A 14425-nucleotide genomic window follows, 5' to 3' on the forward strand; every position below is an offset into this window, starting at 1 on the left:
GCTGGCCACGTCTGTCGCTCATTCGTTCAGTCCGCATCCGGTGGCCCCTGCAGCCGGTACTCGCGCTCCAGCTCCTTCAGGTCAGGCACGCAGGCCCCGGACACCGCCGTGGCGGGAACAAGCCACCAGCGACGGCGGTTGGATATGCCGGCCATCTCCGCCTGCGAACGATCAATGCACCCCTGCATCGCATCGTCATTCACCAGCAACCAGCGATGCAGGGGGGACAAGCGCTGCCAGCGCACGGCCGCCTGCAGCTGTTCATGCCAGCGGTTCTCGAATCCAAAGGTTGCCGCGCGGCGGTCCGCCATCAGCAGATTCTGTTCCTTCCAGGCCACCAGCCCCAGCTCCGCGTCTGGCCCGAGACGCGTGCCAACGTCACGCATCAGACCACGCGCGGAGCTTGAATCATTCAGCAACGGGTAGCCGAGCAGGCCGTAGAGCACCCAGGCCACGGCCAGGGTCGATACCAGCGCCAGATGGCTTCGACGCCAGCCAGCCACCACCAGGCTCAAGCCACCCCAGAGCCCCATCGCAAGGATCGTCCACGCCAATGCATCGGTGGCGCCGGGCGGCAGTCCACGTCCATGGGCAAGGTTCACCTCGAAGCGCGGATCACCCAGCAACGCGAGCGCCCCGACCAGGCTCAATCCCAGTGCCAGCAACGCGGCAAACCCTCCCAGTACCGCCTGCACATCCCGTCGCTTCAGCAACCCGGGCAGCAGCGGTGCCAGCGCCAGGCAGAACATCGGCAGCGCCGGCAGGATGTAGACATCACGCTTGCCCTGGGGAATCGAGAAGAACAGCACGACCAGCACCCACCAGGCCAGCGGCAGCAGGTAGCGTGGATCGCGGCGGCACAGGCGCCGGCGCCACGCCGGGATCGCCCATGGCAGCGCCAGGAACGCCGGTATCCACATCGCTGGCATGACACCGAAGAAGTACCACCACGGCTGGTGATGGTCCCAGGACTGCGTGTAGCGGCGGGCCGTCTGCCGCACCAGGATGTCGTTGATGTAGGCACGGTACTCGTCCGACCCGGTGCCCAGCGCGGCCAGCAGCATCGGCGCCAGCCACAGCGATACCGCCAGCAGGAAGGCCAGCGGTGCCAGCCAGAAGCGGCCATCGCGCGCGTGCAGGGAAACACGGGGCCAGTGCAGGGCTGCAGCGATGGCCGCCGGCACGATCATCAGCAGCGCCAGCATGCCCACGCCCTTGGTGATCACCCCGATACCGGCAAAGAACCAGCCCAGCCACCACCAGCGCCAGGCCGGGCCCAGCAGCAGGTGGCGCAGCAGGCCATAGTTGGCCAGGGTGATGAACAGCACCAGCAGCGGATCGATCTGCGCCTTCTTCGCCTGGAAGGTGAACTGCAGCGCGAACAGCAGTGCCCATCCGGCGTGGAGCCCGACCTGGCGCGTCCACAGCCGGCGCCCGAGGTCGACCACGCACCACAGCGTGCCCAGTGCGGCCAGCAGCGAGGGCAGCAGGAAGGCCACGCGCCAGTGGCCAACCAGGCCGTACAGCGAGGCCTGCCACCACATCAGCATCGGCGGCTTGTCCGAATACAGCTCGGTTCCGCGATGCGGGAACAACCAGTAACCGCTGTCGACCATCTGCCGGGCCACCAGCGCGAAGCGTGGCTCGTCAGAGGGCCACGGATCGCGGAGACCGAGACCGGCCCCCAGCACCAGCAGGGCCACCACCACGAACAACCACGTCTGGCGCGACGCGTGGGTTTTCAGCATGGGACTCGAAACGGCAGCGGGGGTCAGCCTGCTTTTATCAGACGCGCGTAGAAGAAACCGTCAGCATCGTTGTCACCGGGCAGCCGCTGGCGTGCCACGCCCTCGCAATCCACGCCGAATGCGTCACCCAGAGGCTGTGCCACGGCGTCCGGATGCCACTTCAGGAACGCGCGCACCTGGTCGATGTTTTCGGCGCGCAGGATCGAGCAGGTGGCATACAGCAGCACGCCGCCCGGGCGCAGCATCGACCAGCAGGCCTCCAGCAGGCGCGCCTGCACGCCCACCAGTGCATCGATGTCTTCGGCGCGACGGTGGAACATCACATCCGGCTGGCGGCGGATCACGCCGGTGGCCGAACACGGCGCATCCAGCAGGATCGCGTCGAACGGCACGCCGTCCCACCACGCGCCGGGATCGCTGGCATCGGCGACCAGGGTCTGCGCATGTTCGCCCACACCGGTGCGGGTGTAGGTGTCGCGCGCACGGGCCAGCCGGCGCGCGTCGATATCCAGCGCCAGCAGGCGCAGGCTCGGGTCACGCTCCAGCAGATGCGCCGACTTGCCGCCGGGTGCCGCGCAGGCATCCAGCACGCGGGCACCGGTCGCGGGCGCCAGCGCATCGGCCGCGCATTGCGCCGACAGGTCCTGCACCGACAGTGCACCGTCGCCGAAGCCCGGCAGCTGGTTCACGGCAACGGGGGCCGCCAGGCGCAACGCATCGGCACACAGTGCAGTGGCTTCAGCGGCAATGCCGGCCTCGGCCAGCGTCGCCAGGGCCTTGTCGCGACCACCGTGCTGGCGGTTGGCACGCAGCCACAACGGCGCGGGTTGCAGGCTGGCGCTGAAGATCGCCTCGGCCTGCGTCGGCCAATCGCGTTCGATCGCATCAGCCAACCATTCCGGGAAGGCGTCGCGCGCAGGCTGTTCGGGGAATCCCTCGCGCTGGGCGCGGCGCAGGATCGCGTTGACCAGGCCGGCCTGGCGCTCACGGCCCAGCGCGCGCGCCGCATCGACCGTGGCCGAAAGCGCCGCGTGCGCAGGCAGTTCGAGTACGTCCAGCTGGGCGAAGCCGACCATGAGCAACGTACGCAGGTCGGCATCACGCGCCGAAAGCGGCTTCTGCATCCAGGCCTGCAAGGCCGCGTCATACGTGCTGCGACGGCGCAGCACAGCGAAACACAGGGCTTCCAGCAGCGCACGGTCGCGGCTGTCGGCCAGCTTCGGCAGTGCCCAGGCCAGTTCGGCCTTCAGCGAACGGCCACGGGTGAACACCTGTGCCAGCACGCGTGCGGCCAGCATGCGCGTGGCCGCGCCCGGTGCCGCCTTGGCGACGGAGAAATCGTTCTGCTTGGACACCGCTTATGCCCCCACGCGCAGATCGCGGCGAGCGTTGAGGTAGTCGGCAGCGGTGATCGCCTTGCCGCCTTCACGCTGCAGCACGCGCAGGCGCAGCGCGCCCTGGCCACAGGCAATGTCGATGCCGTCGCGGCCGGCGGCCAGCACGGTGCCCGGTGCCTGGCCGTGGTCCGCCTCCAGCGCCACCGCGCCATGGATGCGCACCCGTTCACCGGCCAGCGTCGCCTCGGCGATCGGCCACGGATTGAACGCGCGCACGGTACGCGCCAGCGCGCCGGCGTCCTGCGCCCAGTCCAGCCTGGCTTCGGCCTTGTCCAGCTTGTGCGCGTAGGTCACGCCCTGTTCCGGCTGCGGCCGCGCGATCGGCTTGATGCCGGCGCGCAGCAGGCCCAGGCCGTCGGACAGCACCTGGGCACCCAGCTCGGCCAGCTTGTCGTGCAGCTGGCCGCCGGTATCGGTGGCCGCGATCGGAAGCTCCTGGTGCAGCAGCACCGGGCCGGTATCCAGGCCCGCTTCCATCTGCATCAGGCACACGCCGGTCTTCGCGTCACCGGCCTGGATCGCACGCTGGATCGGCGCGGCGCCGCGCCAGCGCGGCAGCAGCGAGGCATGCACGTTCCAGCAACCATGGGTCGGGATGGCCAGCACCGCCTTGGGCAGGATCAGGCCATAGGCCACCACCACCATCAGGTCCGGCAGCAGCTCGCGCAGCTGCTGCTGGGCGGCTTCGCCCTTCAGCGACTCCGGCTGGTAGACCGGAATGCCACGGGCCACGGCCTCAAGCTTGACCGGCGAAGGCGCCAGGCCACGGCCACGACCGGCCGGGCGGTCCGGCTGGGTGTAGACCGCCACGACCTCATGGTGGCGCGCGGCCGCGCGCAGCGACGACACCGCGAATTCCGGCGTACCGGCAAAGACAATCCTCATGGCTACCCCACTTGCAGGATGGATTCGTGCAGGAAAGAAAACGGCGCCGTCGGCCGGCGCCGTACAGCCCGCGCGAGCCGCGCAGGCACGGGCCACCCGAAGGGTGGCCCGGATTGGCGATCACGCCACGTGCTTGCGCTGCTTGGCCAGCTTCTTGCGCACCATCTCGCGCTTGAGCGGCGACAGATAATCGATGAACAGCTTGCCGTCCAGGTGATCCATCTCGTGCTGGATGCAGGTGGCCAGCACTTCGCCGGCTTCCATCTGCTGTTCCTGGCCGTTGCGGTCCAGGTACTTCACGGTGATGGTGTCGGCACGGGTGACGTCGGCGAAGATGCCCGGGACCGACAGGCAGCCCTCCTGGTACACCCGGCCCCCGTCCTTGGCGACGATTTCCGGGTTGATGAACACATGCGGTTCATTCTTTTCTTCGCTGACGTCGATGACCATGAAGCGCTTGTGCACGTCCACCTGGGTGGCGGCCAGGCCGATGCCCGGGGCGTCGTACATGGTCAGGAACATGTTGTCGATCAGTTCCTGGAAGGCCGGCGTGGTGACTTCGGCAGCTTCGATCAACGCGGCCTTGGTACGCAGGCGCGGATCGGGGAACTCGAGAATGGGGAGAAGGGCCATGGCTGTTTCCGGATAGGGGGCCGGCACGCCGGCATACGTCGCAGATTCTAGCTCCAACGCTTGCCTTGCGCCCCGGTTTCTGGACTATAGTGCGCGGACCTGTTGGGGAATCAGGGCTTCACACCTATGTTGCTTCGTTTTCGTACGGTCGTCGCCGCGGCGATGCTGACCGTGGCTGCCTATGCTACCGCCGTGGAAGTGAATGGCGGGCACCCGGACACCTATGTGGTCCGAAAAGGGGATACGTTGTGGGATATCGCCGCACGTTTCCTGCAGAAGCCGTGGCTGTGGCCGGAGATCTGGCAGGCCAATCCACAGATCGCCAACCCGCACCTGATCTATCCCGGTGACGTCCTGAGCCTGGCCTACCTGGACCGGGTGACCGTGGCGGCCCAGCCCGGCCCGCGCCAGGAGGCCCCGATCGACGCCATTCCGCTGGCCCAGGTCGAGCCGTTCCTGAAGCAGCTGAGCGTGGTCGACAGCATCGAGCAGCTGCCCTACGTGGCCGGCCTGGAAGAAGAACGCCTGCGCGCCACCAGCGGCCACGCCGTCTATGTGCGCCTGGCCGACGCCCAGGTGGGCCAGCGCTGGGCGGTCGTCCGCCCGACCGTGCGCTACGCCCAGCCCAAGCCGACCGAGGACCTGACCGCCAACGGCGACGTCACCCCGGGCAGCGGCAACCTGTGGCGCGCCTACAGCGCCCCCAACCACCGCCGCGGCGTGCTCGGCTATGAGCTGGCCCAGGTCGCCACCGGCACCATCACCCATGTCGCCGGCGGCAAGGTCGAGGCGTCCACCCTGGTGCTGGACAAGAACGAGGGCGGCCGCGAGGTGCGTGCCGGCGACCGCCTGGTGCCGATCGAGGCCAGGCCGTACGACCTGCAGTTCGTGCCCCATGTCCCCGCCGCCGGTGTCGAGGGCGTCGACGTACGCGTGCTGGCCGTCACCGACATGTTCACCGCCGGCGGCCCCCGCGACGTGATCGCGATCTCGGCGGGTCGCACGCAGGGCGTGGACAATGGAACCGTGTTCTCGCTGTGGCGCCCGGGCCGCCATGTGGCGCACCGCATGAAGTATCCGAACTCGTCGCGTACGGACGATTCGCTCAGCACCGGCGCCGGCCGGGTCTCGCTGCCGGACGAGTACGCGGCGCATGCCATGGTGTTCCGCACCTTCGACAACGTCAGCTACGCGCTGGTGATGCAGGGCGTGAAGCCGGTGCGCGTGGGGTACAACGCCCTGCACCCGGACGCGAAGTAGAGTCGACTGTGTAGAGTCGACTGTTAGTCGACTGCTCTTCACCCCCCCCCGGAAACGCCCGCGCTGCACGCGATGGTCGACTGACAGTCGACTCTACAGGGGCGGTCTCCGGCAAACCCTGACGGTCACATGCGAAGGCGCCCTAGGGCGCCTTCGTTGTATCCGGCCGATAGTGGGGGAATGACCAGACAGATGGATGAGGCGCTGCTGCGCCTGGTGATGGCAGGCGGCGCGCTGGCGCCACGGCGGGCCCTGCTGCAGGCCGCGGGCAACGCAGAGATTGCGATCGCGCAGGGCGCCGCGAACTGGCGCGCACACGATTGCACGCCAGAGCAGTGCGCTGCACTGGAACGCCCCGACGCCCGCGCCTGGACCGCGGCACGGCACTGGCTGGAAGACGACGACCACCATCTGCTGTCCTTTGCCGACGCGGCCTTTCCGCCGCCCCTGCTGGACGTCCCGAACCCGCCGCTGGCGCTGTTCGTGGCGGGCGATCCAAGCGTGGCCTGGCGCCCCTCGGTGGCGCTGGTCGGCAGCCGCTCGCCAACCCCGGGAGGACGCGCGCTGGCCGCGCGCTTTGCCAGCTGCTTCGTCGAGGCCGGACTGGCCGTAACCAGTGGCCTGGCGACCGGCATCGACGCCGCCGCCCACCTGGCCACGCTGGAGGCAGGCGGCTGCACCGTAGCGGTGATCGGGACCGGCCCTGATCGGGCCTATCCGGACAGCCACCAACGGTTGCAGGGGCGGATCGCCGCCGAGGGCGCGGTGCTGAGCGAGTACCTGCCGGGCACACCGGCACGCCCGGGCCACTTCCCCGCGCGCAACCGGCTGGTGGCCGGGCTGGCGCTGGCGACGGTGGTGGTCGAGGCCGCGCAACGCTCCGGCGCCCTGATCACCGCACGGCTGGCTGCCGAGGCCGGCCGCGAGGTCTGCGCCCTGCCCGGCTCGGTACTCAACCCACGCGCAGCGGGCTGCCACCGGCTGATCCGCGAGGGCGCCGCACTGGTCGAGCGCCCCGAGGAAGTGCTGGAACTGCTGGCCCCTGCCCTTCGCCAGCAGCTGCCGGGCTTGCAATCACGTCTGGATGCCCCCACTGAACAGGCACCGCCGGCGCTCCTGCCGGCGCGCTGGGCCGACGACCCTGACTACCAGCGCTTGTGGCGGGCCCTGGACCACAACCCAACCAGTATGGATTCACTGATCACGCGCTGTGGATTGACGGCGCCCCAGGTGTCCTCCATGCTGCTGGCCATGGAACTGGCGGGAATCGTGGTGTGCGTACACGGCCGCTACTGTCGAACTCCCTAGTTTCTTCACCTCCACAGCGTCGCGCGACGCAGGCCGAGGGGCAATGAAAGAGAGCATCCTGGACGTACTGCTGTACCTGTTTGAACACTATTTCAGCGAAGACGCGGACCTGATCCGTGACCGCGATTCGCTCCAGAACGGCCTGATCCAGGCCGGTTTCAGCCCAACCGAGATCAACAAGGCGTTCGACTGGCTCGACGCCCTGGCCGCGCAGCGGCCGAGCGTGGCCCAGGCACGGGTCGATGGCCCCGTGCGCGTCTACCACGGCCCCGAGCTGGACAAGCTGGACGTGGAATGCCGCGGCTTCCTGCTGTACCTGGAACAGCACGGCATCCTCGACGCCGACCAGCGCGAGCTGGTGCTGGACCGGGCGATGGCCCTGGACCAGGACGAACTGGACCTGGACGACCTGAAATGGGTCGTGCTGATGGTGCTGTTCAACCAGCCTGGCTCCGAAGCGGCCTATGCCTGGATGGAGACGCAGATGTTCATGGACGAGCCAGAACCCCTGCACTGACCGTACACTTGGGGGCATAGCGCATTCAGGAGCGTCCCCGTGAGCGAGTGGTTCCATGCAGAAGGCAACCGGCAGCAAGGTCCGCTGCCGGCGGAACAGTTGGTCGAGTTGTTCCGCAACAACCAGATCACCCTGGACACCCTGGTCTGGCGCGACGGACTGCCGCAATGGCAGCCGTTGCGCACCGTCGTGGACGAACTCGGCCTGATCGTGCCGGCGCTGGACGCCGCCGCACCGCCGGTCGAACCCGAGCCGGAACCGGAACCCGTCGCACCGCCTCCGCCGCAGCCACCGGTACTGCCGGCGTCCACGCCCTACGCCACCAGTGCATCGGCCACCGTCCTGCCGGCACCGAAAAAGAAGCTGTCCGGCTGTGCGCTGACCGCCATCATCTGTGGTGGCCTGCTGCTGGTGCTGGTGCCGATCCTGGCCATCCTCGCCGCGATCGCACTGCCGGCCTACAACGACTACACCGTGCGCAGCAAAGTCGCTGGCGCCGTGGCCGCGCTGCAGCCGCTGAAGGACCAGGTGCAGCATTTCGCCGATGACGAAGGCCGCTGCCCGGGTGCCAACGACGCCGGTTTCCCGGCCCCGGGCGACTTCGCCCACGCGGGTCTGTCGGCCGTGAACATCGGCCGCTTCAACAACGGCCACTGCGGCATCGAAGCAACGCTGGCGGTACCGGGCAAGGGCATCGACGGCGACCTGCTGTGGCTGGAATACGACCGTGACAGTGGCCGCTGGGCATGCAGCGGCGAAAGCGACGACAAGTACCTGCCGCAGTCGTGCCGCGGCTGAGCCGCGCGCATGCCAGCACCTCCATGGACGATCCAACAGGGAACACGCAATGACTGAGTGGTATTACGCCGAAGGACAGCAGCGCCAGGGCCCGCTGCCGGTGCAGGAAATCCGCCAGCGCTTCCAGCGCGGCCAGTTGAACCTGGACACCCTGGTCTGGCGCGAAGGCATGGACCAGTGGGCGGCGCTGCGCCAGGTGGTCGACGAGCTCGGGCTGCAGACCCTGGCCGATGCAAGTACCGCCACCGGCAGTGGCGGTTTCGACCTGCGCAACGACTATGCGGCCATCGACAACGGTACCGCGCCGCTGCCCGGCACCGGCGCCCTCAGCAGCTCACCCTACAGCGCCCCGGCAGCGCTCGGTGCCGGCGGCCATGTGCAGCCGGTGGTCGGCGGCGAAGTCGTCTATGCGGGCTTCTGGAAGCGCGTGGCAGCCTACGTGATCGACTACTTCGTGCTGGTCATCCCCGGCAGCATCATCGGCGTCATTCTCGGGGTGATCCTCGGCGCCGGCATGGGTGCGGTGGGCAGTGACGAGTCGGCCATCGAGATCGTGGCGCAGCTGGCCAGCGCACTGATCAACTTCGCCATCGGCATGGCGTACTACACCTGGTTCCATGCCTCGAAGGGCGGCGCCACGCTGGGCAAGATGGCGGTGGGCATCAAGGTCGTGCGCGGCAACGGCGAGCGCCTGACCAAGGCCCGCGCGTTCGGTCGTTACTGGGCCATGCTGCTGAGCAGCTTCACCCTCGGCATCGGTTTCCTGATGGCGGCCTTCACCGAGCGCAAGCAGGGCCTGCACGACATGATCTGCGACACCCTGGTGGTCGACCGCTGGGCCTACACCGACCAGCCCCACTTGCAGCGCCGCGAGCTGGGCACCGTCACCGTGCTGGTGCTGGTGTTGACCGGCCTGCTGTCGCTGGCGGGCCTGGCGCTGCTGGTGTTCGCGGTCGGCTTCATCGCCAAGATGGCCTCCTGAACGACCATCCTCACGCCTGGCTGCTTGACACGGGCTGGCCGGGCGTGATTCCTCTAATAAGGTGAAACCTGAACGCCCGGCACATTACCGGGCGTTCAGTTTATGGATTTGCGCGTGGCCGCTTCACTAATGCGGCCATTTGCTCCACCCTAGCGGCCCCTTCCCCACGGTTCGCCCCACAGACCCTGCTGCCATGCCCAAGCACCTGCTCATCGTCGAATCGCCGGCCAAGGCCAAGACGATCAACAAATACCTCGGCAAGGACTACACCGTCCTGGCCTCGTATGGGCATGTGCGTGACCTGATTCCGAAGGAAGGCGCGGTCGACCCGGACAACGGGTTCGCCATGCACTACGACGTGATCGACAAGAACGAGAAGCACGTCGATGCGATCGCCAAGGCCGCCAAGGGCGCCGACGACATCCTGCTGGCGACCGACCCGGATCGCGAGGGTGAGGCGATCAGCTGGCATATCGCCGAGATCCTGAAGGAACGCGGGCTGGTCAAGGACAAGCCGATGCAGCGCGTGGTGTTCACCGAGATCACCCCGCGCGCCATCAAGGAAGCCATCAGCCAGCCGCGCGCGATCGCCAGCGACCTGGTCGATGCCCAGCAGGCGCGCCGCGCGCTGGACTACCTGGTCGGCTTCAACCTGTCGCCGGTGCTGTGGCGCAAGGTCCAGCGCGGCCTGTCCGCAGGCCGCGTGCAGAGCCCGGCGCTGCGCATGATCGTCGAGCGCGAGGAAGAGATCGAAGCCTTCATCGCCCGCGAATACTGGTCGATCGCCGCCGAGTGCGCGCATCCCAGCCAGCACTTCAACGCCAAGCTGATCAAGCTGGACGGGCAGAAGTTCGAGCAGTTCACCATCACCGATGGCGACACCGCTGAAGCGGCGCGCATGCGCATCCAGCAGGCCGCGCAGGGCTCGCTGCACGTCACCGACGTGGCCAGCAAGGAGCGCAAGCGCCGCCCGGCGCCGCCGTTCACCACCTCCACCCTGCAGCAGGAAGCCTCGCGCAAGCTCGGCTTCACCACCCGCAAGACCATGCAGGTGGCGCAGAAGCTGTATGAAGGCGTAGCAATCGGCGAAGAAGGCACCGTCGGCCTGATCTCGTACATGCGTACCGACTCGGTGAACCTGTCGCAGGATGCGCTGGCCGAGATCCGCGACGTGATCGCCCGCGATTACGGCATCGCCTCGCTGCCCGACCAGCCCAACACCTACCAGACCAAGTCGAAGAACGCCCAGGAAGCGCACGAAGCGGTACGCCCGACCTCGGCCCTGCGCACCCCGGCCCAGGTCGCACGCTTCCTCACCGACGACGAGCGCCGCCTGTACGAACTGATCTGGAAGCGTGCAGTGGCCTGCCAGATGATTCCGGCCACGCTCAACACCGTCAGCGTCGACCTGTCGGCCGGCAACGAGCACGTGTTCCGTGCCAGCGGCACCACCGTGGTCGTGCCCGGCTTCCTGGCCGTGTACGAGGAAGGCAAGGACAACAAGAGCGCCGAGGACGAGGACGAAGGCCGCAAGCTGCCGGCCATGAAGCCCGGCGACCGCGTCCCGCTGGAACGCATCCAGGCCGAACAGCATTTCACCCAGCCGCCGCCGCGCTACACCGAAGCGGCGCTGGTGAAGGCGCTGGAAGAGTACGGCATCGGCCGTCCCTCGACCTACGCCTCGATCATCCAGACCCTGTTGTTCCGCAAGTACGTGGAGATGGAAGGTCGCAGCTTCCGCCCGTCCGACGTCGGCCGTGCGGTGTCCAAGTTCCTGTCCAGCCACTTCACCCAGTACGTGGATTACGACTTCACCGCCAAGCTTGAAGACGAGCTCGATGCCGTCTCGCGTGGCGAAGAAGAGTGGATCCCGCTGATGTCGCGCTTCTGGGAACCGTTCAAGGAACTGGTCGAAGACAAGAAGGAATCGGTCGACCGCGCCGAGGCCAGTGGCGCGCGCGAGCTCGGCACCGACCCCAAGACCGGCAAGCCGGTCAGCGTGCGACTGGGCCGCTTCGGGCCGTATGCCGCCATCGGCAGCACCGCCGAGGATGCCGAGGAGAAGCCGAAGTTCGCTTCGCTGCGCCCCGGTCAGTCGATGCACACCATCTCGCTGGAAGACGCGCTGGAACTGTTCCTGATGCCGCGCGCGCTGGGCGAGGACAAGGGCGAGCCGGTCAGCGTCGGCATTGGCCGCTTCGGACCGTTCGCCAAGCGCGGCAGTACCTATGCCTCGCTGAAGAAGGAAGACGACCCGTACACCATCGACCTGGCCCGCGCCGTGTTCCTGATCGAAGAGAAGGAAGAGATCGCGCGCAACCGGATCATCAAGGAGTTCGAGGGCAGCGACATCCAGGTGCTGAACGGCCGCTTCGGCCCGTACATCAGCGACGGCAGGATGAACGGCAAGATCCCCAAGGATCGCGAACCGGCCTCGCTGACCTTGGCTGAAGTGCAGCAGCTGATGGAAGAAACCGGCAAGCCGGTGCGCAAGGGCTTCGGTGCCAAGAAGGCCGCTGCGAAGAAGGCGCCGGCCAAGAAGGCCGCGGTGAAGAAGGAAGCCGCGCCGAAGAAGGCTGCCGCCAAGAAGGCACCGGCCAAGAAGGCGGTGAAGAAGGTGGTGAAGAAGGCTGCCGCGAAGAAGGCACCGGCCAAGAAGGCCGCCAAGAAGTAAATCCACGCCATGCGTGGATGAGGCGAGTGCGGGCCAACGGTCCGCACCCACCCGGGTTGCAGGTTCCACCCCCTCTGCACGCTGCAGGGGGATAATGAAGGCCCACGCCGGGCCGGTCGCCGCCATGAAAGAACTCACGCTGGACTCTGCTGTCGCCACGCTCCGCGCGGGCGGCGTGATCGCCTACCCGACCGAAGCGGTCTGGGGCCTGGGCTGTGACCCTTCGCACGAAGCGGCAGTGCACACGGTGCTGCGGTTGAAACAGCGACCGATCGAGAAGGGCATGATCCTCGTTGCCGCCGAACTGCCTCAGCTGGAAGGCTGGGTGCGCCTGCAGGCGCTGCCGGATGCACGCCAACGCGCAGTACTGGCCAGCTGGCCCGGCGCCAACACCTGGATCCTGCCGGCCGGACCCCGTGCCCAGCCGTGGGTCACCGGAGAGCACAGCGGCATCGCCGTACGCATCAGCGCCCACCCGCTGGTGGCCGAACTCTGCCGTGCCTGGGGAGGCCCGCTGGTCTCCACCAGCGCCAACCTGGCCGGCGAGCCCCCAGCGCGCCGCCGCGAAGAACTGGATCCACGCCTGCTGCGCCTGCTCGACGGCATCCTCGATGGCGAAACCGGTGGCCTGGCCCAGCCCACCCCGATCCGCGACGCGCTCAGCGGCAACGTGCTGCGCTCCTGATCGGCCAATTGCGCTGCCCCGGACAATCACGCACCCTGCCTTCATGAACCTGCTGCGCACCGCCCTGGGACTGTGCCTGCTGCTGCCATCGATGGCACCGGCGGCCGAGGATGTGCGCGTTTACCGCTGCGTCGCCAGCAACGGTGCGGTGGCCCTGCAGGACACGCCCTGCAACAGCGGCCGCCAGGAAGTCCGCGACCTGCAGCGCCCGCGCGATCCAGCGCCGCGGGTGGTTCGCAGCGATGCTTCGCCCGCACCGCCGGACGAAGCTCCGGTGATGCGTGACCGCGAGGTCCGCCACGTCTACATCCAACCGCCGCAGCCGCTGTACGAATGCGTGCGCGACGACGGCCAGCGCTATACCAGCGACAGCAACGAGGGCAATCCGCGATGGGTGCCGTTGTGGACCAGCGTCTGGCTGCCACACGGGCATCGGGGCCCGGCCTACCCGGGTCCGCGCCCGGCCATCGGCACACCGATCGGTTCGCCCGTCGGCGAGGGTGCAGGTTACCGGCCGCCGGCAGTCGGCGTGGGCGTGCAGGTCCCGGCCGGCAGCGTGCTGGTGCGCGACAGTTGCCACGCGCTGCCGCCGCAGGAGGTCTGCGCACGCCTGCGCGACCGCCGCTGGGAACTGGATCGTCGCTACAACAGCGCACTGCAGAGCGAGCGCACCGCCATCAGCAACGAGCAGCGTGGCATCGACGCGCGCCTGTCACGCGACTGCCAGCGCTGAGCGCAGCCCGGCATCGCAGCCTGTACGCTGTAGGCATGAACAGACTGATCTGGCTGGCCCTGGCGTTGTTGCCCGGCACGGCACTGGCCGAAGCCGGCGTGGTGTACCGCTGCACGTCCAGCAACAGCGACATACCGACCCTGCAACGTACGCCCTGCCCGTCCGGAACCAAGCAGCAGGTGCTGCGCGTGCCCGAGCCGGCCAGTGCACAGCCGGCGGTGGTCGCCGCGCCCCAGGCACCAGCACCTGTTGTCACCAGGACGCCCGCCGCGGCTCCGACCAGGCCCGAAGCAGTGCCTGCGGCCGCAGCGGCACCAAGGCGCGCGGACGAAGGGCGCACCATCATGGAAGCGGGAATGGTTGAACGCGAAGGTGGCAACCAGATTCTCGACAGTGCGACCCTGCGCCGTGATGCCGACGCTCGTGCCGAAGCAGGCAACGGACCACCGAAGCCACCACTTCCCCCGATCTTCCAGTGCACCGACGGACAGGGTGGTAGCTATCTGCACGAGTACGAGGCATCACCCGGCCGCTGCGAACCGATGACGGTGCAGGGCCTGGGCGGGGTCACGCCGATGAACGCGGCCGGCTGCGAAGTCGTGCGCGACCGTTGCGAGGAACTGCCCGAAGCACAGCGATGCGGCAGCTGGCAGCAGCGCTTCCGCGATGCACGCGGCCGTGAGCGCTTCGCCGCGCCGGAGAACCGCGAAACCGCGCGCGGAGAACGCGAGCGGCTGCAGGGCGTGCTGGAGGCCAGTATCTGCCCGGTACCGGGGTGACAGCGGCGGCATGGCCGCACCAGCCC

13 protein-coding genes are annotated in these 14425 nt (G+C 68.2%); 9 read left to right on the forward strand and 4 right to left on the reverse strand.

Annotation, left to right across the window (positions count from 1 at the left end):
- Window positions 1-26: 26 nt before the first annotated feature.
- The 4 genes from ACZK0Z_RS19925 to def form a co-directional block, all read right to left on the reverse strand.
- Window positions 27-1748, reverse strand: a complete 1722-nt coding sequence (locus ACZK0Z_RS19925; protein ID WP_197632486.1) for an ArnT family glycosyltransferase — start codon at window positions 1746-1748, stop codon at window positions 27-29.
- 23 nt (window positions 1749-1771) lie between these two features.
- On the reverse strand, window positions 1772-3103 hold the full coding sequence (rsmB, locus tag ACZK0Z_RS19930) for a 16S rRNA (cytosine(967)-C(5))-methyltransferase RsmB (protein ID WP_049428930.1): 1332 nt from the start codon (window positions 3101-3103) through the stop codon (window positions 1772-1774).
- Window positions 3104-3106: 3 nt separating this feature from the next.
- On the reverse strand, window positions 3107-4030 hold the full coding sequence (gene fmt / locus ACZK0Z_RS19935; protein ID WP_197632487.1) for a methionyl-tRNA formyltransferase: 924 nt from the start codon (window positions 4028-4030) through the stop codon (window positions 3107-3109).
- A 120-nt stretch (window positions 4031-4150) separates the two neighbouring features.
- Window positions 4151-4663, reverse strand: coding sequence for a peptide deformylase (gene def, locus ACZK0Z_RS19940; RefSeq protein WP_010481177.1), 513 nt, complete (start codon window positions 4661-4663; stop codon window positions 4151-4153).
- A 126-nt stretch (window positions 4664-4789) separates the two neighbouring features.
- Between def and ACZK0Z_RS19945 the strand changes: the two genes are divergently transcribed.
- The 9 genes from ACZK0Z_RS19945 to ACZK0Z_RS19985 all read left to right on the forward strand — a co-directional run bounded on the left by ACZK0Z_RS19945 (window position 4790) and on the right by ACZK0Z_RS19985 (window position 14399).
- Window positions 4790-5923, forward strand: coding sequence for a LysM peptidoglycan-binding domain-containing protein (locus ACZK0Z_RS19945; RefSeq protein ID WP_049428928.1), 1134 nt, complete (start codon window positions 4790-4792; stop codon window positions 5921-5923).
- 180 nt (window positions 5924-6103) lie between these two features.
- The gene (gene dprA / locus ACZK0Z_RS19950; protein ID WP_197632488.1) at window positions 6104-7231 is read left to right on the forward strand and encodes a DNA-processing protein DprA; all 1128 of its coding nucleotides are present in this window, start codon (window positions 6104-6106) and stop codon (window positions 7229-7231) included.
- Between the two features lie 43 nt (window positions 7232-7274).
- A complete protein-coding gene (locus ACZK0Z_RS19955) occupies window positions 7275-7748 on the forward strand; it encodes a DUF494 family protein (protein WP_005411195.1) in 474 nt (157 codons plus the stop codon).
- A 39-nt stretch (window positions 7749-7787) separates the two neighbouring features.
- Window positions 7788-8546: a pilin gene (locus ACZK0Z_RS19960; RefSeq protein ID WP_197632489.1), complete on the forward strand. Its 759-nt coding sequence runs from the start codon at window positions 7788-7790 to the stop codon at window positions 8544-8546.
- Between the two features lie 49 nt (window positions 8547-8595).
- A complete protein-coding gene (locus tag ACZK0Z_RS19965; RefSeq protein WP_049428925.1) occupies window positions 8596-9528 on the forward strand; it encodes an RDD family protein in 933 nt (310 codons plus the stop codon).
- 193 nt (window positions 9529-9721) lie between these two features.
- Complete coding sequence (locus tag ACZK0Z_RS19970) at window positions 9722-12202, forward strand: DNA topoisomerase I (RefSeq protein WP_197620484.1); 2481 nt, start codon at window positions 9722-9724, stop codon at window positions 12200-12202.
- 94 nt (window positions 12203-12296) lie between these two features.
- Complete coding sequence (gene tsaC / locus ACZK0Z_RS19975; protein ID WP_080354994.1) at window positions 12297-12887, forward strand: L-threonylcarbamoyladenylate synthase type 1 TsaC; 591 nt, start codon at window positions 12297-12299, stop codon at window positions 12885-12887.
- 43 nt (window positions 12888-12930) lie between these two features.
- Window positions 12931-13620 carry a DUF4124 domain-containing protein gene (locus ACZK0Z_RS19980; RefSeq protein WP_049428924.1) on the forward strand — a complete coding sequence of 230 codons (690 nt, stop codon included), beginning with the start codon at window positions 12931-12933 and terminating at the stop codon, window positions 13618-13620.
- Between the two features lie 35 nt (window positions 13621-13655).
- The gene (locus ACZK0Z_RS19985) at window positions 13656-14399 is read left to right on the forward strand and encodes a hypothetical protein (protein ID WP_197632490.1); all 744 of its coding nucleotides are present in this window, start codon (window positions 13656-13658) and stop codon (window positions 14397-14399) included.
- The last annotated feature ends 26 nt before the right edge of the window (window positions 14400-14425 follow it).

The organism is Stenotrophomonas sp. 116085_Sma, from assembly GCF_056479585.1.

Bases quoted from the DNA above. Each gene is read 5' to 3' on its own strand.
- ACZK0Z_RS19925 (WP_197632486.1), bottom strand. From the start codon at position 1,748: ATGCTGAAAACCCACGCGTCGCGCCAGACGTGGTTGTTCGTGGTGGTG.
- ACZK0Z_RS19985 (WP_197632490.1), top strand. From the start codon at position 13,656: ATGAACAGACTGATCTGGCTGGCCCTGGCGTTGTTGCCCGGCACGGCA.
- ACZK0Z_RS19970 (WP_197620484.1), top strand. From the start codon at position 9,722: ATGCCCAAGCACCTGCTCATCGTCGAATCGCCGGCCAAGGCCAAGACG.
- def (WP_010481177.1), bottom strand. From the start codon at position 4,663: ATGGCCCTTCTCCCCATTCTCGAGTTCCCCGATCCGCGCCTGCGTACC.
- tsaC (WP_080354994.1), top strand. From the start codon at position 12,297: ATGAAGGCCCACGCCGGGCCGGTCGCCGCCATGAAAGAACTCACGCTG.
- ACZK0Z_RS19945 (WP_049428928.1), top strand. From the start codon at position 4,790: ATGTTGCTTCGTTTTCGTACGGTCGTCGCCGCGGCGATGCTGACCGTG.
- fmt (WP_197632487.1), bottom strand. From the start codon at position 4,030: ATGAGGATTGTCTTTGCCGGTACGCCGGAATTCGCGGTGTCGTCGCTG.
- dprA (WP_197632488.1), top strand. From the start codon at position 6,104: ATGACCAGACAGATGGATGAGGCGCTGCTGCGCCTGGTGATGGCAGGC.
- ACZK0Z_RS19965 (WP_049428925.1), top strand. From the start codon at position 8,596: ATGACTGAGTGGTATTACGCCGAAGGACAGCAGCGCCAGGGCCCGCTG.
- ACZK0Z_RS19955 (WP_005411195.1), top strand. From the start codon at position 7,275: ATGAAAGAGAGCATCCTGGACGTACTGCTGTACCTGTTTGAACACTAT.
- ACZK0Z_RS19980 (WP_049428924.1), top strand. From the start codon at position 12,931: ATGAACCTGCTGCGCACCGCCCTGGGACTGTGCCTGCTGCTGCCATCG.